Source organism: Roseibium sp. Sym1 (genome assembly GCF_027359675.1).
Classification (GTDB): Bacteria; Pseudomonadota; Alphaproteobacteria; order Rhizobiales; family Stappiaceae; genus Roseibium.
The window spans coordinates 2,660,876-2,681,722 of sequence record NZ_CP114786.1 but is presented as its reverse complement, the minus strand read 5'-3'; the positions used below and the strand labels follow the sequence as shown (position 1 = coordinate 2,681,722).

Below are 20,847 nucleotides of genomic sequence, written 5' to 3'. Positions count from 1 at the left end.
GGCTGACAAGCGAGAGCCATTTCGAAGTCAAAACGGCTTTGTTGAAAGGAATCTGAACGGAATCGGTTAGACCCGTTTCTTAAAGTTCAACATTAAGATTTGTGAATCGTCTTTTTTTCTGGGGATTCAACAAGTTGTCTGTTGTTCACAGTTTCCTCTCTACGAAGCTTGCCGTTACGAATCAGAATTTGTTAACCATTAACCGATAGCTTTGAGTCGGGGTTAACTCAGTCCTTCGTAGCAGGCACCGACAGAGCCGTTGCGACTTGCCCAGGAAAGGCAGAACAAGGGGATTGGCATGCGTGTATTGTTGATTGAGGATGATAGCGCCACGGCGCAGAGCATCGAGTTGATGCTGAAGTCCGAGAACTTCAACGTCTACACGACAGATCTTGGCGAGGAAGGCATCGACCTCGGCAAGCTGTACGACTACGACATCATCATGTTGGATTTGAACCTGCCGGACATGTCCGGCTACGAGGTTCTCCGGACGCTTCGCGTTTCAAAGGTCAAGACACCGATCCTGATCCTTTCCGGTAACGCGGGCATTGAAGACAAGGTGCGCGGCCTCGGCTTCGGCGCTGACGACTATATGACCAAGCCGTTCCACAAGGACGAACTGGTCGCCCGCATTCATGCGATCGTCCGCCGCTCGAAGGGCCATGCACAGTCGGTGATCGTCACCGGCGACCTGAAGGTCAACCTGGATACCAAGACCGTCGAAGTCGGCGGCCAGCGTGTCCATCTGACCGGCAAGGAATACCAGATGCTGGAGCTGCTCTCGCTGCGCAAGGGCACCACGCTCACCAAGGAAATGTTCCTGAACCACCTTTATGGCGGCATGGACGAGCCGGAACTGAAGATCATCGACGTCTTCATCTGCAAGCTGCGCAAGAAGCTGGCAGCGGCGACCTCCGGCAAGAACTATATCGAAACCGTCTGGGGCCGCGGCTACGTGCTGCGCGAACCGGAAGCCGAAGCCGCAGCCTGACCGGCCGGCCTCGTAAAGACAAAAGCCCCGGCAGCGCCGGGGCTTTTTTCATTTTTGTGACCGGTTTTTCAGGCGTGCTAGAGCGTTTTCCGATCAATAAGGATCATTTGATGAGTGTATCCGGTTCAGTCGGCAAGGCGCGTCGCGAAGCGCGATGCGGTGCATCGGGCAAGCGGTGCAACGCTGCCGATGGGCCGGATACACTCACCCGCAACAGCCCGAATGCGTATGAGAAACAATTGAAAATAGGCCGGACAGTTTGGCGCACCGGCGTCGTTGGCCCACCCTTGTGGTGGGAAACACCACCGCGCGTGACCCGCCTAGCCAGCGCGCCAAACCGTCTCGGTCAAATGACCCTTATTGATCGGAAAATGCTCTAGTCACCATCCGCGTCTGAGGTCGAGCCATCCCGTTCGGCAAAGGTCAGGACCAGGTTCTCTTCGGCGCGGCCATAGGAAACCGAGGCGAGCATCTCGCCGGCCGCGTCATGCAGCGTGATCAGCCCTTTCCGGTTGGACATCTGCATGTGGTTGACCGTTGCCCGTGTTACGGAAACCCGCAGGGTTTCCCCCACGGCCAGCACACCTGCGCCAATCGGCTGCGGCCGGCCCATCTTGTCGCGCAGTTCATGACCCGCCAGCTCGACATCGACCGCACCGGCATTCCAGATGTCCACCCATTCGGTGCCCTGGTCGTCACCGACCGGATTGGGCAGGGCGGACAGGATACGCAGCGGACCGTCATTCTGCAGGTCGATATCGACCGGCCGGACAATGACGGTGCCGGTGTCGATGGTACTGCTGCTGCCGTCACCCAGATAGACCGGATAGAAGGAGCGAATGTGCGGGCCAAGTGCGCCGTCAACGGTGGTTTCGTGATACATCACCAGATCGAACTTGCCCTCACCCAGTTGCACCCGCTTGCGCTGGTTGCTGAGCAGACCGTGCAGGCCCTCGTAGAAGGCGAGCGTCCCCAGCGCGAATTCGCAGGCCGGGCTGCTGCCGACAAAGAAGCCGCCCTTGCTCTTGAACATCTCGGCGATCAGCTCGCCCGACATGTCCTGGTGGTTCCACACCATCTGCAGGGTGACGACGTGGGGATTGTCCGGACCCGGACCCCCGAGATCGTATTTGTAGCCGAGATAGTCGACCCGGTTGTTGAGCTCGTCGAGAGCAAACTTGACCCAGGAATGATACCCGGAGATTTCGCCTTTCTCAGCCGCGGCATTGCCGCCTTTCTTGTATTTGCCCTCGCCGACGAAAACATGCTCGAACCCGGTGCAGAAATGGGTCGACTTGCCTCGAAAGAAGTTTGTGTAGACCTCGAACCACATCCGGCGCAGATCCGCGCGGAAGGTCTCAACCGTCATGTCGCGGACCAGTTCGCTGGAGATATGCGCGAAGGCGATCTGCATCGGCCTGCTGGCAATGACAAGGTCGAGAAACCGCTCGATCTCGTCCTCTTCGGCCGGGGAAATGGTTTCCGGATCGCGGAAATGGACGGCAAAATTGTCGAGCAGACGGATGAAGGAGCGGTAGAGGTCGCTGGCATCCATCTTGTCGAAATCGACGCTGGCGAAAAGCGGGCTGGTCGCAAGGTCGATCTGCCGCGAGCCTTTTGCCCTGACCTGCTCGTCGAGAAGGATATCCGCGTCGGGCGCGTGCCAGTCGCCGTTCGCAGCGCGGGCGCTGACCGTGAACCTGTGGTCGTCCCCGTCCCAGATGGCTTGATAGATATGGACCGACATAATCACCTCAACCCAAGGTTAGAGGGCAAGCTGTCACACTTTATGTCATTTCCATAATCCGGACGAAAGTCAAAAGCCCTGCCCCGCCCTTGTGAACAGGACCGGCCCGCGGGCCGGCCCCGTTTCCCGAGGGGTCAGGTCACAGTTGCAGCTGATAGGATGCCGGTACGTAGCGGAAGCCGTCGCCGGCTGTCTCCACATAGCCGACGGCCGGGAACGGCATGTGATAGCCAACGAAAGGCACCTTGTCGGCGGCCAGCATTCCGAACACCGTCTTGCGCGTCGCCGCGGCCGCTTCCTTGTCCATGTCGAAACGGACCTCCCAGGTCGGATGGGCCAGCGACCACACGTAGTGGTTGGCCGTATCCGCCGTCAGGGCAAGCTGCTTGCCGCCGTCCTCGATCATGTAGATCATATGCCCCGGCGTGTGGCCGTTCGCGGCCATGGCCGTAATCCCGCCGGTCACGGATCCGCCATCGTCGAGGAAGGTCATCTTCTCGGCAAGCGGTGTCACGTTGGACGCCAGAAGCTTGGTCACACCATTGGCCTCCGGGTCCATCGCCGCCCAGAAGTCGTATTCCTTCTGGCCGGTCACATACCGGGCGTTCGGGAAGGCCGGCGCACCGCCTTCCAACAGGCCGCCGATATGGTCCGGGTGCATGTGGGTGAGGACGACAACATCAACCTGCTCCGGCGTGTAACCCGCGCTTCCCAGGGCAGCGCGCATGTTGCCCCGTGCCGGACGCGCGCCTTCGCCGTTACCTGTGTCGAAAAGCACCAGTTCGCCGCCCGTGTTGACGAGCGTCGGCGTGAAGCTGATCTGGAAACTGTCGTCCGGCAGGAAGTTCTCGGCATTCGTCGCGGAAAACGTGTCTGCATCCACATTCATGGCAAATGTCTTCTGCGGCTCCTGAAGGGACACGGCACCGTCATGCAGCGTCGTCACCTCGAAGCCGCCAACGGAATAGCGTGCGACCGGGGCCGGAAGAGCCCCCTGTTTTTCTGCCGCCGCCTGCACCGCGGAGGTGCCCGCCAGGCTCGCGCCCGCCAGCGCGCCCCCAGCCCCCAATAGGGCTGCGCGGCGTGTCAGTTCAACTTTAATCTCGGTCATGTTCCCACTCCCTGCCATTCCAAAGGATCGACGGCGGCCCTGGCAAATCTGGATCGCCGATGCCGCGATGATTACGTGCTGGGAGATGGAACGGTTGGCCGGTCAGGCAAGAGCCTTTTGCAGCCCGCTGGGTAAAGTTCGGGAGAGCTCAGAAAACTCTAATAATAACAATATATTACGCAATCATATAGCCGAGGGTTCATCCGGGGAGAGGCATCACGAGTTCGTGAGCATGAAAAAGGCGGCCGAAGCCGCCTTCCGCAAGAGTGTTGCCGCTTCGGGCGTCAGCGCTGCAGGCCGATGCCCGCGCCCACGGCAATACGGGGACTGCTGACGGACCCCGTGCCCGCCTGGACGGCCTGCTTCTTCTGAAACAGCCCGCGCTTGCCCTGGACCGGCTTGAAGGCGTCGGTCAGCCCGACAACTGTCTCCGCCGCGCCGAGCACCAGGAAACCGTCATCCGGCATGGACTTCGCGAGCCGGCCAAGAATTTCGGTCTTGGTGGCCTGGTCGAAATAGATCAGCACGTTGCGGCAGAAGATGATGTCGAATTCGCCGAGATGCGTGAAATTCTCAAGAAGATTGAGCTTCTTCCACTCGATCATCGCGCGCATACCGGCATTGATCTGCCACATGTCACCCTTTTGCTCGAAATACTTCAGGAGCATCTGGATCGGCAGGCCGCGCTGAACCTCGAACTGGCTGTAGAGACCGGTCTTGGCCTTTTCGAGCACTTCCTGGCTCAGGTCGGTGCCGAGGATCCGGGTCCGCCAGCCGCCCATTTTCGCTGCATCTTCCTTCAGGCAGATGCCCAGCGAATACGGCTCCTGGCCGGTCGAGGCGGCTGCGCACCAGATCTTGAGCTGTTTGCGTGTCGCCCGGCTTTCCAGCAACGCCGGCAGCATGGTGTCCCTGAAGTGGTCGAACGGCGTCTTGTCGCGGAAGAAGAACGACTCGTTGGTCGTCATCGCCTCGATGACATCCGTTTCGAGCGCGCGGTTGCCGCCGCGCTGCAGCTGCTGGATAACCGCGCTGAGGGTTTCCAATTTGGCACTGCGCGCGATCGGCAGCAGGCGGCTTTCCACCAGGTACTGCTTGTCGTTCGACAGGACCAGACCGGACTTGGTCTTCAGGAAATTTTTCAGGAAATCGAACTCGCCTGGGGTCATCTTGTGTTCCCCTTCAGAACGCGAGAGATCTTGGGACCGATCTCCTTCAAGGGTAGAATATCGCAGCACATGCCCGTCTGCGCGGCCGCGCCCGGCATGCCCCACACAACACTGGTGGCTTCGTCCTGGGTGATCACGCTGCCGCCTCCGGCGGCGATGGTCTTCACGCCATCGGCGCCGTCATGGCCCATGCCCGTCAGGATGATCCCGAGGGTCGCGGAACCGTAGGCCTTGGCAACGCTGTCGAACAGCGGATCAACGGCCGGCTTGCAGAAATTGACCGGCGGACCGTCCTTGAGACGGATCTTCACGGCACCGGCATCCTTCTCGACAGTCATGTGCTTGCCGCCCGGTGCAACGTAGATGTTGCCCGGTTTGAGCACTTCTCCGTCTTCGCCTTCCTTGGCCGGACGCAGGGCGGCCTTGCCCATGTGTTCCGCCAAAATGGCCGTGAACGTCGGAGGCATATGCTGGGTGATCACGACCGGAACATCATTCATGGCCGTACCGACTTCCTTCATGACTTCCTGCAGCGCCTGTGGGCCGCCCGTTGACGAACCGATGGCCAGGATCCTCGGACGCGCGGTCGAATAGGGTCTGGTCTGGAACTTCGTTGCGCCCGCCGAACCGGCCGCCGGAGCGACGCCTCGAAAGCTTGCGCGCGTATCGGTGGTCGGCCGGGCGGATACGGGTTTGGCCGGCTGCGCGGACCGGCCCGCATTGGTTTCGGCACGCATCGCGCGTGACGGTCCGCTCAGGCGGATCGCGCGGGCGCCGAGGGCCTTGACCTTTTCCACCAGTTCGCGGCGGAAATCGATCGACGTCGTGACTTCCGACGTGGATTCCGGCTTGGGCACGTAGTCCGCAGCGCCGAGCGACAGGGCCTTCAGGCTGATCTCCGCGTTGCGGCGCGTCAGGGTCGACGCCATGATGACAACGAGATTACGCTTCTTGGCCAGCATGAGCGGCAGGGCCGTCATGCCGTCCATTTCCGGCATCTCGATGTCGAGCACGACGACGTCGGGATTGCTTTTTTCGATGTCCTCGACGGCAAGCTTTCCGTTGCGGTGCGAGCTGACGACTTTCAGACTTTTGTCTTCACCGAGCCAGCGTGTCAGTAGTCCGCGAATGACGACTGCGTCATCGACAACCATGACTTTGATGGGATCGCTGCCCGGACTCGTGCCCGCTGTTATGCTTCTTTGCGCAAACGCCATTTAGAGTGCCCAACTCGATACTAGATAAGACCGACTTCCTGAAACTTGGCTTCGACGATTTCACGGTCGAACGGCTTCATGATGTACTCGTTGGCGCCGGCACGTATGGCACGCGCGATGTGAGCAACATCGTTCTCGGTGGTGCAGAACACGACGATCGGGTTTTCGCCGCCTTCTTCCGCGCGCAGGCTGGTCAGGAATTCCAGTCCGTCCATCACAGGCATGTTCCAGTCCAGAAGAATGGCGTCCGGCATGGTTTTCCGGCATTCGTCAAGCGCCTGCTGACCATCTTCTGCTTCGGTTATCTCGAAATTCATGTCTTCGAGAATGCGTCGGGCGACCTTACGGATAACACTCGAGTCATCCACGACAAGGCACTGTTTCATCAGGCGTAACTCCACTTGGGTGGCCGTTTTCGGCCAACTTATGCTGCAGCCATGGGTTCAGTGAACATCGCGCCAAGCAGCCGGTCCACATCGAGAATGACCATCAGCTGGCCATCCAGACGATGCACACCGCCGGAAATCTCGGCCCAGCGGCGGTCCAGGTTCGACGGGTTGGGCTCCGCGGAAGCGGAGGGCAATGTCAGAACTTCGCCCACGGTATCGATGACCAGACCGTAGCTTTCCTGCTTGTATTCGATGCCCACGGCCATCATCTGCCCATCTTCCAGAGGAGGCAAGTGCAGCCGGCGCCGCATGTTGATTGCCGTGACAATACGCCCGCGCAGGTTGAGAACGCCCTGAACCTCCGGTGCCGATTTCGGCACCCGGGTCACGCTTTCCGGCACGAAAACATCGTGGACCTGGGAAATCGGGAGACCGAAGAGCTGGCCGCCGATCACCACGGTCACATACTGGATCATGTCACTGGCGGCTTTTTGATCCTCGGTCAGATTCTGTTCCAGCACACTCATGCTGCAGCTCCCATTTCACCGGAGAAGACATCTTTCAGGGCGGCGATCAGTCCCGGGCGGTCGAATTTGGCGACATAATCGTCAAAGCCCGCCTGGCGTCCGCGTTCGATCGAGGCCGGCGTCACCATGGACGAGAGGGCCAGGATCGGAATGTTGCGGAACCGCGGATCGCGGCGCAGCGATTCACAGAACTCGAAACCGTTGATCTCGGGCATCTCGATGTCACTGACAATCGCGTTGAACTTGTCGCCGTTTTCCAGAAGCTCGAACGCCTGCTGCGGACCGTTACACGTGGTCACGTCATAGCCCGCCGCCTTCAGAACCGGCGTGAGCATGTTGCGGAAGAACGAGCTGTCGTCGACGAACAGGACCTTCTTGGTCAGCGCCTCGATATCCATTTCCTTGCGCATGAACCAGTCTTCGAAGGCCTGCGGCAGGTAATAGCCGAGATCGATGATCTCCGTGGCCCGTTCCTTCACGACCGCGGAACCGAGAATGCCCGGACGTTCCGAACCGACCTCGATGTTCATGCGATCCTCGACGATGTCGACGATCTCGTCGACGACAAGGCCCATGGAGCGGCCCGAGTCCGAGAACACCAGCATCGGCTGTGTGCCTTCGGTCTTGTGGCTGTCACCGTCGTTCAGATAGACCAGCGGCATGAGCGCACCGCGGTACTGGACCAGGTCGCGGCCGTTGGACCGTTCGATTTTCGAGACCTCGAATTCCTCGAGGCGGGTGACCAGGGACAGCGGCACCGCCTTCGGCTCCGGCGCACCGGCGCGGAACAGCAGCAGCGAGATCGAACTCTGTCCGGAAATCGCCTTGAACTGCAGGTCTTCCTGCTCGTCTTCCTGGTTTTCGGCAACGGCGCTGGACGCATGGCTTGCCATCGCGCTGGCGATGCCGTTCGGGTCGATGATCATGATGACCGAGCCGTCTCCCAGAATGGTGTTGCCGGAGAACATGTCGAGATTGCGCAGCATCGTCGACATCGGCTTGACCACGATTTCCTCCGTATGGAAGACACCGTCGACGACAACGCCGAATGTCTGGCTGCCCACCTGCATGACGACAATGAAGCCGTTGTCGGCGTCAATCGCCTCCTCGACGTTCTCGCCTTCATAGATGTCGAGCAGCTGAGACAGGTGCACGAGCGGCAGGAGCTTGTTGCGCAGGCGCAGAACCGGCGTGTCCTTGATCCGTTCGATCCGGTGTTCGGAATTGGTTTGCACGCGAACCAGTTCGACCACAGACAGCTGCGGGATCGCAAACCGGTCACCGCCCGCTTCGACAATCAGCGTCGAGACGATGGCCAGCGTCAGCGGAATCTTGATGATGAAGCTGGAGCCCTTGTTCTGCGTCGAACGCAGATCGACCGTACCACCGATCAGCTCGATGTTGTTGCGCACCACATCCATGCCGACGCCGCGGCCGGAGACACTCGTCACCTGCGCCGCGGTCGAGAAACCGGCCGCGAAGATGAACTTGTGGATCTGGGCATCCGTCATCTTGTCGACTTCGGCCTCGGTGGCAAGGCCGCGCTCGACGACCTTGGCCTTCACCTTGTCGACATCGATGCCTTTGCCGTCATCGCGGACCTCGATGATGATATGGCCACCTTCATGATAGGCCGCCAGCGTGATGGTGCCCTTTTCCGGCTTGCCGGCAGCACGGCGGTCTTCCGGAAGCTCAAGGCCATGGTCGGCGGAGTTCCGGACCATGTGCGTGAGCGGGTCCTTGATCATTTCAAGAACCTGGCGGTCCAGTTCGGTATCCGCCCCGATCATTTCCAGTTCGATCGGTTTTTCGAGTTCCTGGCTGAGATCGCGGACAATGCGCGGCAGCTTCTGCCAGGCGTTTCCGATCGGCTGCATGCGCGTCGCCATGACGCCTTCCTGCAACTCGGCGGTCACGTTGGACAGGCGCTGCAGCGGCACCTTGAATTCACTGTCTTCGTGACGGCGCACGATTTCCAGAAGCTGGTTGCGGGTAAGCACCAGCTCCGACACCATGGTCATCAGGTGTTCAAGCGTATCAACCGCGACACGAATGCTCTGGTTGGAAACACCGCCACCCTTTTTCTTTTCGGGATCCTTGGCATCCTTGGTTTCGGATTTTGCCTCGGCCTTCGGCGCTGCTGCGGCAGGAGCCGGTGTGGGTTCGGGTTCGGACTCTTCGACCTCGTCATGCGCGTCTTCCGGCTCGATCGGGTCCGGCTCGGCAACCTCGACTTCAATCTCGGTTTCCTGGAACGCGCGCTCCAGCTCGTCGAGGGAGACTTCCCCCGGGCGGAGCGGGCGTTCAAGCGCCTGCTCGGGAAGACTGTCACCGGCGGGCTCTTCCGCGGCGGCCTCCACGGCCTCCTCGGCAGATGCCTCCTCTACGGCCACAGGCTCTTCCTCTTCGGCGCCGCCGCCGGCCATGGCGGTATCGGCCTTCGCCGACATTTCTTCCAGCTTGCCGATCAGCTCGCTGTCGTCGCCTTCGGGCTCCTCGCCTTCGGCCGCTTCCAGCTCACCCAGAATATCCTTGATCTGGTCGATCGAAATCAGGATCAGCGACACGGCTTCCTGCGTCACAGGCGCACCGTCGCGGAACTTGCCCATGAGAGTTTCGGCCGCGTGGGCAATACCTTCGAGCCGGGGGAGGCCTAGGAAACCACAGGTGCCCTTGATCGTATGCACCAGGCGGAAAATGTTATCTAGAATGGTGGCGTTGTTCGGTTCCTGCTCGAACTTCACGAGCTCAACATCAACAACATCGAGACTTTCATTGGTCTCGGTAATGAATTCCCTGAGGAGGTCGTCCATGGCCTGCTCTCACCCGACTTGTTACTGGTTCCGCATCCCGAAAAGGATGTCTGGACCGAGAAGTCCATGAGAGCTAGGTTGACGACAAACAGTTAAGATACGCTGAAGCGGATGGAGACTTTTGCAGACCTGTTTTAGTCTGTCGGCAGGGCCGTAATTTTTACCAATTCATCTTGTTTATCTATTGTTAATACCATGCCACTCTCGCGTGCAAGCAGCAAAGTATAAATCGGCTGGACGGAATGCGCGTCCACCCGCTCCGGCTCCTCTCCACTCAGGGTTTCCTTCATTCCGAGCGGAATTCGGGGGTTCAGACCACTGGCATGAAGCGTGAAGGAGGGCGATTGTGGTTCGCCGTCCATTTCAACCTTGATTTCACCGCCGCGCGGCACACACTGATTGGCAATAAGAATGAGATTCAGAAGAAGCTTAACGTAGTTCTTCGGCATAAGGTGCCGAGTCAATTGCCAATTTAGGTCGGATTTTTCGTTTTCCATAAATCCCGACGCCACGACCTGAGCATCGCCCAGATCGATTTCGGCACCGGCAGATCCCGCCGCGCCGAAGGCAAGCCGCGCGAACTGAAGTTTCGCCGAAGCCTGCCGCGCGCTCTTGCGGATCAGGTCCATCGCGAATTCGCGCATGTCCTCCGAGCCCTCTTCGTCGAGCACTTCGAGGCCGTTGGTGATCGCGCCGACCGGTGAGATGATGTCGTGACAGACACGGCTGGCGACCAGAGCGGCAAGGTCAAGAGAAGAAAGCTCTTTAAGTGCGGACATGGCGATGTTTGGCTCTTGTTGAAGATCTCGGCAAATGACTGATTCGCTGCAGTAAGCCAAGGGTTACACATCCGCAAAGCCGCTGCCAAGGCAACGCGGGACCGCATTTCCGGTCATCCAGATGAAAGTTTGTCTGTCGGGTCGAAAGTCATGTCCCGGTGAAAGGTGACTATCGGACGGGCACGCATCCGACCCGGGACGCATTGTCCCTGGCGGCCTTCACCAGATTGGTTCCGTTCACGACGAACAGGAACCGGTTGACGACGGAATGAAAGAATACCAGCCGTCCCTCGACCACGGCGTAGATAAAGGGATTGCCCGCCGTCGCGAAACCTTCCGAAAGCGCATATCCGCCGCATCCGGCGAACATGGGTGCGTAGGAGTCGGGATCGCGCGCGAAGGCGGCCATGTTGCCTTCGTTGACGAAAATCCATTCCGCGCCGCCCCACTTGTACTCGTGCGCCCGGTCGCCCTTGCGTGGCTGACCATCGACAAAGTAGCTCACCGGATCATGCCCGCCGATGGCGTAGCCAGTTATCGGGTCAGGCACGAACACCTTGGGGCGTGCGAAGACTTTCCCCGCGAAAACACACGCAAGCAGGATCAAAACCGCGGAAAGACACATCCTTGTCTTTTTTTCAGGCCAGCTTTCCATTGAGTCGGCTTAAGTAAGGTGCAAGAGGGCATGCGAATCAGCATGATACTGGACCAGTTTAACATTGCAGTCTGACCGGACGGCAACAGCCGGACCTGTTATGGGAGATATTGAATGACACAAAGAACCTGGCGCGTCGCGTCCCAGATTTCGGCTGCGTTCCTCGTCTTGTGTTTGCTTGCCGTTTCCGGCCCGGGCTTTGCCCAGTCTTCGGGCAACGAACCGATACCGCCGAACGCGACCTACGGTGAAGACGAGATCCTGAAGACAGGCCATCAGTTCTTCGGGTCGGTTTCCGGAGGCCTGGCCTCGGTCGTCGAAAAGGCGTTTTCAAGCTACGGCGAGCCGAACGGCTATATTCTCGGCGAAGAGGGCTCCGGCGCCTTCGTGGCAGGCGCACGCTACGGCGAAGGGCACCTCTACACGCGCAATGCCGGCAATCACAAGGTTTTCTGGCAGGGCCCGTCCATCGGCTGGGACTTCGGCGCGGACGGGGCCCGGGTGATGATGCTGGTCTACCAGCTGCCGTCGGTAAATGCGGTCTATCAGCGTTTCGCCGGTGTCAACGGCTCCGCCTACCTTGTCGGAGGTGTCGGCATGACCGTTCTTCTGAAGAACGAGATCGTGCTCGTACCGGTGCGCGCCGGTGTCGGTGCACGCCTCGGCCTGAACCTGGGTTACCTGAAGATCACGGACAAACCGACCTGGAACCCCTTTTGATCGGGGCCTTTCCGACGCCCTTGCGGCCCCGGAAGGTTTCAGCCGGCGCAGCGTGAGCCCTTGGCGCCGGGGCCTGCGTGGTCTAATGATGGGTCAGTTGGCGCTTCAGGATCTGTCGCGTATTCGGATTTGATTGAGGTTTGGATGCTATTCGCTCCGCCCAAGACGCAGGGTCACAGGAAGATCCTTGTGGATATACGGCCCATCGGGAGCCGTTCTTCTTGCCGGATACCGATATCCGGCACGCGCCTTGACCGAGGCCTGATACACTACAGCCCTGGCGGAGAAACGCGCGGGAGCCGGACTTGATTGAAGCAGCGATGTATGTGGCACTTGGGTTTTGCACGGCCGGACTGATCGGCCTTGCGATCCTGCCCGCCTTCTATCGCCGGGCCGCCCGCCTCACGGAAGAAGCCCTGCGCGCTGTGAACCCGGCAAGCTATGCCGAGGTGAGAGCAGCCCAGGATCAGGAACGCGCCCGCTACGCCGTCGAACTCCGGCGCGTTGAAACGCGGCTGGATGCCGAACGCGAAAAAGCTGCCCGCTTTCATATCGAGGCTTCAAGGCTGACGTCCCAGATCGAGCAGGTGAAGGCGACAAGCCAGTCACTGGTTGCCGAACTGGAAACGAAGCTGGCCGACCAGGCGAGCGACCAGCACGCGGTCGACATGCTTTCGGCGGAAATAAAGACGCTGAAGCAAAAGCTGTCGGAATCCGAGAAGGCTCTGGCCGAAAGCTGGACGACACCCCGCGAAGGGGCGCCCGGCGAAACTCCAGCGGGCGACACCCAGGCGGATGGCGGCAGCGACTGGCTTCCGGCCACGGACACGATGACACTGGCGACGATCACCGGCCTGGAAGCCGAGGTCGCCACGCTCAAGTCGAGGCTCGCCGCGTACGAACCGACCGTTGCCGCCGAAGTGGAGGCTTCGATAAAGGAGGCCTCCAGGTCCCGGCTGGCCGAGCTGGAAGCCCAGCTCGTCGATACCGAGAGCAACTATGTTTCCGCACAGGCCGAGGTGACCCGGCTGTCCCTGATGCTGGAAGCGGCCAATGCCGCCGACGCCGAGCCGGACAAGAAGCTGCAGGCACAGCTCAAGGAACTCACACGCAGGATCGCGAGCCAGCAGACCGACCTGAAGGACAAGGACCGGGCACTGCAGCGCCTGACCGGCCAGGTCCGTCAACTGCGCAGCGACCTGGCCGCCTCACCGGAACTCAAGGGCTTGCGTGAAGAGTTTCGCGCCCTGTCCCGAAGACTTTCGGACGCGGAGACAATTTCGGTCGGGCCCGCAACCGCCACGGATTCCAAGGAAAAAAAGCCGGGGCGCGGTCCGGCCAAGGCCGCGCCCCCGGCTCCGGACGCTCCGGCGGCAGCCGAAAGGGCCGTGAACGGTAACCGGCCACAGGCAGCAGGCAGCGTCGCCTCGAAGCCGAACGGAGGTGAACCGCCCGAGGTGACGGCCTCCCCCACTCAAGAAACACCCCAAACTTCATCTTCCGCCAGGTCCTCCGACATAGCCTCCGCGGCGGAAGCGCTCGTCAGCCGGATCGTGGCCTCCAGCCGCAACAAGGCCAAGACCGAAGCCGACAGCACCGCCTCCCAAGCTTCCGGTGGCCAGGAAACGGCTGGCAAGAGCAACACAGACAGCGCGCGGAAAACCAAAACGGCGAAACAGAAGAACAAGGATGTGGCTTGAGATCTGCCGGTCGACTGCGCAGACCGGCAAACGCCTGACGGGGTGCTGCCAGTGCGCCACCTGTGAATGCCGCGTCAAACCATGACACAAGGCAATTCACTCGGCGATGCGCGAAGCGCGCGCAGGCACCCCTCAACCGGATATGCACCGCTGCGATGTCATGGACTTCACGGGACGAAATTTGAATGCTGATTGAACGCCATAACACCATTTTGGAGCTGGCCCGGCAACTGGGCCGCGTCAGTGTCGACGATCTGGCAAAACGGTTCGACGTCAGTCCCCAGACGATCCGCAAGGATCTCAACGAGTTGTGCGAACGGCGCCTTCTGGCCCGCACCCACGGAGGCGCCCTGCTGTCCTCCGGCATCGAGAATGTCGGCTATGAGGCCCGCAGGATCATTTCCAGCCGGGAAAAGGCCGACATCGGTGAGCAGGTCGCCGCGCTCATTCCTGACAATGCGTCGATCTTCATAAACATCGGCACCACCACGGAAGCGGTCGCCCAGGCCCTTTTGCAGCATCGTGGCCTGATGGTCATTACCAACAACATCAACGTGGCCAGCCTGATGCGCGGCTATTCCCAGATCGAGGTGGTGATCGCCGGCGGCGTGCTGCGCCACTCGGACGGTGGCATTGTCGGCGAGGCCGCGGTGGATTTCATGCGCCAGTTCAAGGTCGACTTCGCCGTCATCGGCGCTTCCGCGATCGATCCGGACGGATCGCTGCTCGACTACGACTACCGAGAGGTCAAGGTCACCAAGACCATCATGGACAATGCCCGGCATGTCATACTGGCCGCCGACAGCACCAAGTTCGAGCGCACCGCGCCGGTGCGCGTCGGTCATCTGTCCCAGGTCAGCACCTTCGTGACCGACCATTGCCCCTCGCCGGCATTTGCAAAGGTCGCCGAGGAAGCGGAAGTCAAGCTGATCGAGACGGGATTGCAGGAACGCGAGGACATCGCCTGACGGGAACAGGAGCTATGCACGACGACAGGGACAACCTGTGCGCAGTGTGTGGAAAGAGTGCTCAAGCTCCGGGAGAGAGATTGGCACGCCCAACGGGACTCGAACCCGTGTTTCCGCCGTGAAAGGGCGGCGTCCTAGACCGCTAGACGATGGGCGCGCGGTGCTCGGAGGCGTCTGCCTCAAGCCGAGGTTCGTGCGTATACGGCTGCTCGGCCGAAGACGCAACCCCTATTTCTCATTTTTTTGACAAACCCCTGGATTTCTCCCCACCCGCCAAGCGGGGCACCTTCGCGAAGATTTACCGGGCCACGAAATCGGTTCGGCCGACCTGCTTGCCTGTCACCTGATCGAAGCGCAGCAACGCCGTCCCGCTGCCCTCCCGCACCAGCACCATCAGCATGCCCTCGGCGATTGTGGCCTGGAGGACCTCCGCCTCGGAACCCACGGCGACGGTTGCCGCAAAAGGCAGTTCGGAGGGATCCGGCTTGTTGCTATTGATCTTGTAGAGAATTGCTGCAAAGACAGCGACAAAGCCCGCGATCATTACGAGGGTCGAGCCGAGCAGCAGGCGCTTCAGCTTCGCCTGGATGCGTTGGGCTTCCGGATCAAGTGGCGCCTCACCCGGTCCCTCGCCCCGATTATCAGGTTGTGACATGACAGAAAATTCCCTCGAAGATCCGGCCGGACTGGACCAGGATTTCAGTTTGACAGTTGATGCAGCCGATGCCGGGAAACGGCTGGATGCGGTGCTGGCGTCCCATCTGGACGCCCTGAGCCGCAACCGGATCCAGTCTCTGATCAAGTCCGGAGACGTCACCGTGGGCGGCGCGAAAATAGTGGAGCCGAAATACCGGGTCAATGAAGGTGATGCCCTGATCCTCACTTTACCCGAACCGGAGGACCCGGACCCCAGGGGCGAAGATATCCCAATCTCGGTGGTCTACGAGGACGACCACCTGATCGTGATCGACAAGCCGGCCGGACTGGTGGTGCATCCGGGCGCGGGCAACTGGACCGGCACGCTGGTCAATGCGCTGATCCATCATTGCGGCGACAGCCTGTCCGGCATCGGCGGCGTCAAGCGCCCCGGCATTGTCCATCGCATCGACAAGGACACCTCCGGCCTGCTGGTCGTTGCCAAGACGGACCAGGCCCACAAGGGTCTTGCCGCGCAATTCGCCGACCACGGCAAGACCGGTCCCCTGGAACGGGCATACGCCGCGCTCGTCTGGGGAGCGCCGTCCGGGCTCAAGGGCACGATCAACGCCAATCTGGCCCGGTCCCAGGCCAACCGGCAGAAGATCGCCGTCGTCAAGACCAGCGGCCGCCACGCCGTCACCCACTGGCAGGTCAAGGAACGCTTCGGCAATGCCGATCAGCCGGCCCTCGCCTCCCTGATGGAGTGCCGCCTTGAAACCGGGCGCACCCACCAGATCCGTGTTCACATGGCCCATATCGGCCACCCGCTGATCGGTGACGACGATTACGGGTCGGGTTTCAAGACAAAGGCCAATCGCCTGGAGGACCCGCTGAAGAGCCTCATTCAGGGGTTCGGAAGGCAGGCGCTGCACGCCGGTCTGCTGGCGTTTGAGCACCCGGCAAACGGCAAAACCTTGCGCTTTGAGAGCCCGTACCCGGCCGATTTCGCAAAACTTTTGTCAGCATTACAAAAATTTTAGGATGCATTTCCGGATTGTGACCATGTAATCGACCAATTTGGACCTATATTAATAGTTCTTGTGTGCCTGCACGGACACTATTCTGCGTCCGCTTTCCCTCCAACATGGCTTGCTTGCGTATCTCTGCGGGGCAGCGGGAGGCAAAGGGATGCAAACTTGACGAAAGGGGGTGCATGACATGGCCCAGAACGTACCGACGCTCACAGCCGGGGAAGGCGGCCTCAGCCGCTATCTCGATGAGATTCGCAAGTTCCCGATGCTGCAGCCGCAGGAAGAATACATGCTCGCCAAGCGCTACAAGGAGCATGAGGACCCTGAGGCTGCCGAAAGGCTGGTGAACTCGCACCTGCGCCTCGTCGCCAAGATTGCCATGGGGTACCGCGGCTACGGCCTGCCGATCGGGGAAGTCGTCTCCGAAGGCAATGTCGGCCTGATGCAGGCGGTCAAGCGCTTTGAGCCGGACAAGGGTTTCCGGCTCGCGACCTATGCCATGTGGTGGATCAAGGCCGCCATCCAGGAATATATCCTGCGCTCCTGGTCGCTGGTCAAGATGGGCACCACCGCCAACCAGAAACGCCTGTTCTTCAACCTGCGGCGCCTCAAGGGCAAGATCCAGGCCCTTGACGAGGGCGATCTGAAGCCGCACCAGGTGTCGGAAATCGCGACCCGTCTCGGTGTCAGCGAGGACGAGGTCATCTCCATGAACCGGCGCCTCGGCGGCGATGCCAGCCTGAACGCGCCGGTCCGCGCGGAGGCGGACGCGGGCGAATGGCAGGACTGGCTGGTCGACGAGAGCGACAGCCAGGAGACCATGCTTGCCAAGCAGGAAGAGCTGGACATGCGCCGCAAGATGCTGAGCGAGGCCATGGATGTCCTGAACGAACGTGAACGGCGCATCTTCGAAGCGCGCCGCCTCTCCGAGGATCCCATGACGCTGGAAGATCTTTCGGGCGAGTTCGGTGTCAGCCGCGAGCGCGTCCGCCAGATCGAGGTCCGCGCGTTCGAGAAGGTCCAGAAGGCCGTGCGCAACAGCGCGCGCTCGCTGGACCAGCAGCCGGCGAGCTAGCCGGCCTCCGCCGACGGTGACAACCGACCTGAAAAAGCGCCGGAGCCTGGCTCCGGCGCTTTTCTTTTGTCCGCATGTCTTTTCGAGTGAGCGGCGGCGCACTAGGGTCAGATTGAATCAAACCTTGGGGAACCAATGCGCCGCATTGTCAAAACACTGTTCTCGAGGCGCATACAGGTGGCAATGGTTGCCTGCCTCGTTCTCGGCGTCATGACCGGTTTGCGCGCCGCCGAGCCGGATTTCCTGACCAACCTGCGCGAACTCACCTTCGACTATTACCAGCGCTACACGCCGCGGCCGCACCAGCCGGCACCCATCCGTATCGTCGACATCGACGAGGCCTCCATAGCCGAAATAGGGCAATGGCCGTGGCCACGCACCCGCCTTGCGGAACTGGTGCGGACCCTGACCGACCTGGGCGCTGCGGCCATCGTTTTCGACATGGTGTTCTCCGAACCAGACCGAACCTCGCCGAGCCAGTTGATCACGGCTCTGGACCCGGGCGCACCGCCCGAATTGAAAAGGCTGCTGCAAGGGCTTCCCGACAACGACCGGCATTTCGCGGACGCCATTGCGAGCGCCCCCGTCGTGCTCGGTTTTGCCGTGACACCCGATCCAACGGACGGCCTGCCGCTGAAGCTGGCCGGCACATCCTTCGCGGGAGAAGACCCCGTCAACTTTCTTGCGCCCTTTTCCCACGCGGTCACGAACCTGGAACGGTTTCAGGAAAAGGCAAGCGGCATCGGCTCGTTCAATGTCTCCGCCGACGACAAGGAAGGCATTGTCCGCCGTATCCCCCTCATCGTCAGCGACGGCAACGAAATCTATCCAAGCCTTGTCACGGAGGCGCTGAGGGTGGCCCAGGGAGAGAAGGGCATCGTGATCCGCGCGACCGGTTCGAGCAACGAGAGCGCGACCGGAGCGGCAGCGGTTACCGCCATCAAGATCGGAGCTTTGCGCCCGCCGACTACGGCAAAGGGGGAACTCTGGCTCTATTACAATGCCGATGACAGGCATCCCGAACGGTACGTCTCCGCCCGGCGCCTTTTCGACCCGGAACAGCTCGAAGGACTTCTCCCTGCGATTGAAGGACAGATCGTTTTTGTCGGCACGTCGGCGGTCGGATTGCGGGACATCCGGGCGACCCCGCTGGGAGAGCAGGTTCCCGGGGTGTCCATTCACGCCCAGGCGGCGGAACAGATCATTTCGGGCCAGTTCCTGTCGCGCCCGGACTGGACGTTCGGCCTGGAAGTCCTGGCAACCTTCGCCGCCGGTGCAATCCTGATCCTGGCGCTGCCCGTTATCGGCAGCATCGGCACCGCCGTGCTGGGGGCGGCGCTTGTCGGCGGCCTCGTTGGCGGCTCTGTCTACCTCTTCCGGGTCGACGGCCTTCTGATCGATCCTGTCTACCCCAGCCTCTCGGCCGTGCTTGTCTTTACTGCGTCGACCGCCCTGCTCTATTTCCTGAGCGACCGGGAAAAGCGCTTCGTCAGACAGGCCTTCAGCCAGTATCTGTCGCCGGAACTGGTCACGCAGCTGGAAAAGGCCCCGGAGCAGCTTGCCCTCGGCGGCGAAATCAGGCCGATGACCATCCTGTTCATGGACATTCGCGGCTTCACACCGATCTCCGAACAGCTCACACCCGAGGAACTCGTCAGTTTCCTGAACACGCTGCTGTCACCGCTTTCCGACGCCATCCAGGCCGAAGGCGGCACCATCGACAAATATATCGGCGACAGCATCATGGCCTTCTGGAACGCGCCCCTGCCGGTGCCCGATCACGCTGAAAAGGCCTGCCGCGCCAGCCTGGCCATGCTGAAGCTCGTCGACAGGCTCAATGAAGAGGATGCCTTCGGGTTCAAGGCCCGGAACCTGAAAACGCAAACCGTGCAGATCGGGATCGGCCTCAACAGCGGCGAGGCCTGCGTCGGCAACATGGGGTCCGCGCGCCGCTTCAACTATTCCGTCATCGGCGACGCCGTGAATGTGGCCTCGCGCATCGAATCGAGCTGCAAGGCCGTAGGTGCGAACCTGTTGGTATCCGAAGAGACACGGGCCGCGGCACCGGACTTTGCCTATCTGGAAGCCGGGGAAATTCCCCTGAAGGGCAAAAGCGAACCCATCAAGCTGTTCGCGCTTATGGGTGACGGGACCCTCAGGCAGTCAGCCGCCTTTGAAACCCTGTCAGCCTGCCATGAGCAACTGCTTGACGCGCTCCGGGAGAAAGACACCGTTGCGGCCGCCAGAGCGCTTGCCGAGGCAAAGGCTCTGGCACCTGCCATGACACCCTTTTACGACCGGTTCGATGACCACCTCTCGGCGCTGTCATCCGCCGCCGACAGCGCCGCCTGAACGGCGGCGCTGTCATCTGCGTCAGCGGATCTCTTCCGCAAAACTTTCGACCGGCGGCACCGTGCCGATCAGGCCGGCATCGGCCATGAATTCCGCAAACCGCTGATAGCGGCCCTCATCCAGAGTGGCCGGACGCTTGGCAAACCGTGGCAGCGTGTCGGTCCAGGCGCGCTTGTTGAGCTCGTCATTGAGATGCGGATAAGCCTCGATGAAGGCGTTCCAGGCTTCCTCGGGATGGTTGGTCAGGTAGATCGTCGCCGCCTCGACGGCGGCCAGGAACTTCCTGAACCTCGGATCGTCCGTCTTATCCTTGTTGACCACGTAGATCAGCTCGTCGAAGACCGGCACCCCATTTTCTTCCGGGAAGAACGCCTTGCCGGCCTTGCCTTCGATCTCGATCTGGGTCAGCTCGAAATTGCGATAGGCGCCGATCACCGCATCCACCTGGCCGGACAGCAACGAACCGGACAAGGCAAAATTGACATTCACCAGCTCGACATCGTCCATGGTCAGACCCACCGAACGCAGCATCTGGCCGAGCATGGCGTCCTCGAAACCGGAGACGGAGAAGCCGATCGTCTTGCCCTTCAGGTCCGCCAATTCCTTTATGGGGCCGTCCTTGAGAACAATCAGCGAGTTGAGCGGCGTTTCGACCAGCGTACCGATCCATTTCAGCGGCAGGTCTTCCTCGATCTGGGCATGCAGCGTCGGCTGATAGGAGACCGCAATATCGCCCCGTCCTGCCGCCACCAGCTTCGGCGGCATGGCCGGATCCGCCGGCTCGATGATTTCCACCTCAAGGCCCTCGGCCGCGAAGAACCCCTTGGTCTGGGCCGTAACCAGCGGCGCGTGATCGGGATTGATGAACCAGTCAAGCAGCAGGGTCAGCTTGTCCGCGGCCTGGACCGGCTGAGACGCCAGAAGGCCGGCGGCGAAGACAAGAGACAGGAGTTGTTTTTTCATT

18 protein-coding genes and 1 tRNA gene are annotated in these 20,847 nt (G+C 60.8%); 7 read left to right on the top strand and 12 right to left on the bottom strand.

Going from position 1 to position 20,847, the window contains the following annotated elements; all coding sequences use genetic code 11:
* Positions 1 to 298 precede the first annotated feature (298 nt).
* Positions 299 to 991 carry a response regulator transcription factor CtrA gene (gene ctrA, locus O6760_RS12250; protein ID WP_269585638.1) on the top strand — a complete coding sequence of 231 codons (693 nt, stop codon included), beginning with the start codon at positions 299 to 301 and terminating at the stop codon, positions 989 to 991.
* 376 nt (positions 992 to 1,367) lie between these two features.
* Here ctrA and O6760_RS12245 read toward each other — a convergent pair whose 3' ends face one another.
* The 9 genes from O6760_RS12245 to O6760_RS12205 all read right to left on the bottom strand — a co-directional run bounded on the left by O6760_RS12245 (position 1,368) and on the right by O6760_RS12205 (position 11,293).
* Positions 1,368 to 2,738 (bottom strand): hypothetical protein, encoded by a 1,371-nt coding sequence (locus tag O6760_RS12245; protein WP_269585637.1) that lies wholly within the window; start codon positions 2,736 to 2,738, stop codon positions 1,368 to 1,370.
* Between the two features lie 139 nt (positions 2,739 to 2,877).
* A complete protein-coding gene (locus O6760_RS12240) occupies positions 2,878 to 3,849 on the bottom strand; it encodes an MBL fold metallo-hydrolase (RefSeq protein WP_269585636.1) in 972 nt (323 codons plus the stop codon).
* 284 nt (positions 3,850 to 4,133) lie between these two features.
* Positions 4,134 to 5,018, bottom strand: a complete 885-nt coding sequence (locus tag O6760_RS12235) for a CheR family methyltransferase (RefSeq protein WP_269585635.1) — start codon at positions 5,016 to 5,018, stop codon at positions 4,134 to 4,136.
* On the bottom strand, positions 5,015 to 6,235 hold the full coding sequence (locus tag O6760_RS12230; RefSeq protein WP_332306223.1) for a protein-glutamate methylesterase/protein-glutamine glutaminase: 1,221 nt from the start codon (positions 6,233 to 6,235) through the stop codon (positions 5,015 to 5,017). Before O6760_RS12230 ends, O6760_RS12235 begins: the two co-directional genes overlap by 4 nt.
* 20 nt (positions 6,236 to 6,255) lie before the next feature.
* Positions 6,256 to 6,621 (bottom strand): response regulator, encoded by a 366-nt coding sequence (locus tag O6760_RS12225; protein WP_006932059.1) that lies wholly within the window; start codon positions 6,619 to 6,621, stop codon positions 6,256 to 6,258.
* A 38-nt stretch (positions 6,622 to 6,659) separates the two neighbouring features.
* A complete protein-coding gene (locus tag O6760_RS12220; protein ID WP_269585633.1) occupies positions 6,660 to 7,151 on the bottom strand; it encodes a chemotaxis protein CheW in 492 nt (163 codons plus the stop codon).
* Positions 7,148 to 9,964, bottom strand: coding sequence for a hybrid sensor histidine kinase/response regulator (locus tag O6760_RS12215; RefSeq protein ID WP_269585632.1), 2,817 nt, complete (start codon positions 9,962 to 9,964; stop codon positions 7,148 to 7,150). The genes O6760_RS12220 and O6760_RS12215 overlap by 4 nt, the downstream gene beginning before the upstream one ends.
* Before the next feature lie 134 nt (positions 9,965 to 10,098).
* Positions 10,099 to 10,743 (bottom strand): histidine phosphotransferase ChpT, encoded by a 645-nt coding sequence (chpT, locus tag O6760_RS12210; RefSeq protein WP_269585631.1) that lies wholly within the window; start codon positions 10,741 to 10,743, stop codon positions 10,099 to 10,101.
* A gap of 169 nt (positions 10,744 to 10,912) precedes the next feature.
* Positions 10,913 to 11,293 carry a YHS domain-containing (seleno)protein gene (locus O6760_RS12205; protein WP_269585630.1) on the bottom strand — a complete coding sequence of 127 codons (381 nt, stop codon included), beginning with the start codon at positions 11,291 to 11,293 and terminating at the stop codon, positions 10,913 to 10,915.
* 219 nt (positions 11,294 to 11,512) lie between these two features.
* Between O6760_RS12205 and O6760_RS12200 the strand changes: the two genes are divergently transcribed.
* The 3 genes from O6760_RS12200 (at position 11,513) to O6760_RS12190 (ending at position 14,786) form a co-directional block, all read left to right on the top strand.
* On the top strand, positions 11,513 to 12,118 hold the full coding sequence (locus O6760_RS12200) for a DUF1134 domain-containing protein (protein WP_269585629.1): 606 nt from the start codon (positions 11,513 to 11,515) through the stop codon (positions 12,116 to 12,118).
* 305 nt (positions 12,119 to 12,423) lie between these two features.
* Positions 12,424 to 13,818: a hypothetical protein gene (locus O6760_RS12195; protein ID WP_269585628.1), complete on the top strand. Its 1,395-nt coding sequence runs from the start codon at positions 12,424 to 12,426 to the stop codon at positions 13,816 to 13,818.
* A gap of 185 nt (positions 13,819 to 14,003) precedes the next feature.
* Complete coding sequence (locus O6760_RS12190; protein ID WP_269585627.1) at positions 14,004 to 14,786, top strand: DeoR/GlpR family DNA-binding transcription regulator; 783 nt, start codon at positions 14,004 to 14,006, stop codon at positions 14,784 to 14,786.
* An 81-nt stretch (positions 14,787 to 14,867) separates the two neighbouring features.
* On the opposite strand, the gene O6760_RS12185 is transcribed toward O6760_RS12190, so the two are convergent.
* Both O6760_RS12185 and O6760_RS12180 read right to left on the bottom strand, forming a co-directional pair.
* Positions 14,868 to 14,943: transfer RNA gene (locus O6760_RS12185), tRNA-Glu, on the bottom strand.
* Positions 14,944 to 15,084: 141 nt separating this feature from the next.
* Positions 15,085 to 15,441 carry a DUF6476 family protein gene (locus O6760_RS12180; protein ID WP_269585626.1) on the bottom strand — a complete coding sequence of 119 codons (357 nt, stop codon included), beginning with the start codon at positions 15,439 to 15,441 and terminating at the stop codon, positions 15,085 to 15,087.
* Here O6760_RS12180 and O6760_RS12175 point away from each other — a divergent pair.
* The 3 genes from O6760_RS12175 to O6760_RS12165 all read left to right on the top strand — a co-directional run bounded on the left by O6760_RS12175 (position 15,440) and on the right by O6760_RS12165 (position 19,883).
* Entirely contained in the window at positions 15,440 to 16,465 is a 1,026-nt protein-coding gene (locus O6760_RS12175; protein WP_269585625.1) for an RluA family pseudouridine synthase, read from the top strand. The two genes, O6760_RS12180 and O6760_RS12175, sit on opposite strands and share 2 nt — an antisense overlap.
* 178 nt (positions 16,466 to 16,643) lie before the next feature.
* Positions 16,644 to 17,531 carry an RNA polymerase sigma factor RpoH gene (rpoH, locus tag O6760_RS12170; protein WP_269585624.1) on the top strand — a complete coding sequence of 296 codons (888 nt, stop codon included), beginning with the start codon at positions 16,644 to 16,646 and terminating at the stop codon, positions 17,529 to 17,531.
* A 135-nt stretch (positions 17,532 to 17,666) separates the two neighbouring features.
* Positions 17,667 to 19,883, top strand: coding sequence for a CHASE2 domain-containing protein (locus O6760_RS12165; RefSeq protein ID WP_269585623.1), 2,217 nt, complete (start codon positions 17,667 to 17,669; stop codon positions 19,881 to 19,883).
* Between the two features lie 21 nt (positions 19,884 to 19,904).
* Here the strand turns inward: O6760_RS12165 and O6760_RS12160 are convergent, their stop codons facing one another.
* Positions 19,905 to 20,846, bottom strand: a complete 942-nt coding sequence (locus tag O6760_RS12160; protein WP_269585622.1) for an ABC transporter substrate-binding protein — start codon at positions 20,844 to 20,846, stop codon at positions 19,905 to 19,907.
* Position 20,847: the final 1 nt, after the last annotated feature.

What these genes read in the sequence shown, in the direction of transcription:
- O6760_RS12165 (WP_269585623.1), top strand. Translation starts at nt 17,667, where the DNA reads ATGCGCCGCATTGTCAAAACACTGTTCTCGAGGCGCATACAGGTGGCA.
- O6760_RS12160 (WP_269585622.1), bottom strand. Translation starts at nt 20,846, where the DNA reads ATGAAAAAACAACTCCTGTCTCTTGTCTTCGCCGCCGGCCTTCTGGCG.
- O6760_RS12240 (WP_269585636.1), bottom strand. Translation starts at nt 3,849, where the DNA reads ATGACCGAGATTAAAGTTGAACTGACACGCCGCGCAGCCCTATTGGGG.
- chpT (WP_269585631.1), bottom strand. Translation starts at nt 10,743, where the DNA reads ATGTCCGCACTTAAAGAGCTTTCTTCTCTTGACCTTGCCGCTCTGGTC.
- ctrA (WP_269585638.1), top strand. Translation starts at nt 299, where the DNA reads ATGCGTGTATTGTTGATTGAGGATGATAGCGCCACGGCGCAGAGCATC.
- O6760_RS12230 (WP_332306223.1), bottom strand. Translation starts at nt 6,235, where the DNA reads ATGGCGTTTGCGCAAAGAAGCATAACAGCGGGCACGAGTCCGGGCAGC.
- O6760_RS12235 (WP_269585635.1), bottom strand. Translation starts at nt 5,018, where the DNA reads ATGACCCCAGGCGAGTTCGATTTCCTGAAAAATTTCCTGAAGACCAAG.
- O6760_RS12190 (WP_269585627.1), top strand. Translation starts at nt 14,004, where the DNA reads ATGCTGATTGAACGCCATAACACCATTTTGGAGCTGGCCCGGCAACTG.
- O6760_RS12220 (WP_269585633.1), bottom strand. Translation starts at nt 7,151, where the DNA reads ATGAGTGTGCTGGAACAGAATCTGACCGAGGATCAAAAAGCCGCCAGT.
- O6760_RS12180 (WP_269585626.1), bottom strand. Translation starts at nt 15,441, where the DNA reads ATGTCACAACCTGATAATCGGGGCGAGGGACCGGGTGAGGCGCCACTT.
- O6760_RS12215 (WP_269585632.1), bottom strand. Translation starts at nt 9,964, where the DNA reads ATGGACGACCTCCTCAGGGAATTCATTACCGAGACCAATGAAAGTCTC.
- O6760_RS12225 (WP_006932059.1), bottom strand. Translation starts at nt 6,621, where the DNA reads ATGAAACAGTGCCTTGTCGTGGATGACTCGAGTGTTATCCGTAAGGTC.
- O6760_RS12200 (WP_269585629.1), top strand. Translation starts at nt 11,513, where the DNA reads ATGACACAAAGAACCTGGCGCGTCGCGTCCCAGATTTCGGCTGCGTTC.
- O6760_RS12245 (WP_269585637.1), bottom strand. Translation starts at nt 2,738, where the DNA reads ATGTCGGTCCATATCTATCAAGCCATCTGGGACGGGGACGACCACAGG.
- O6760_RS12175 (WP_269585625.1), top strand. Translation starts at nt 15,440, where the DNA reads ATGACAGAAAATTCCCTCGAAGATCCGGCCGGACTGGACCAGGATTTC.
- rpoH (WP_269585624.1), top strand. Translation starts at nt 16,644, where the DNA reads ATGGCCCAGAACGTACCGACGCTCACAGCCGGGGAAGGCGGCCTCAGC.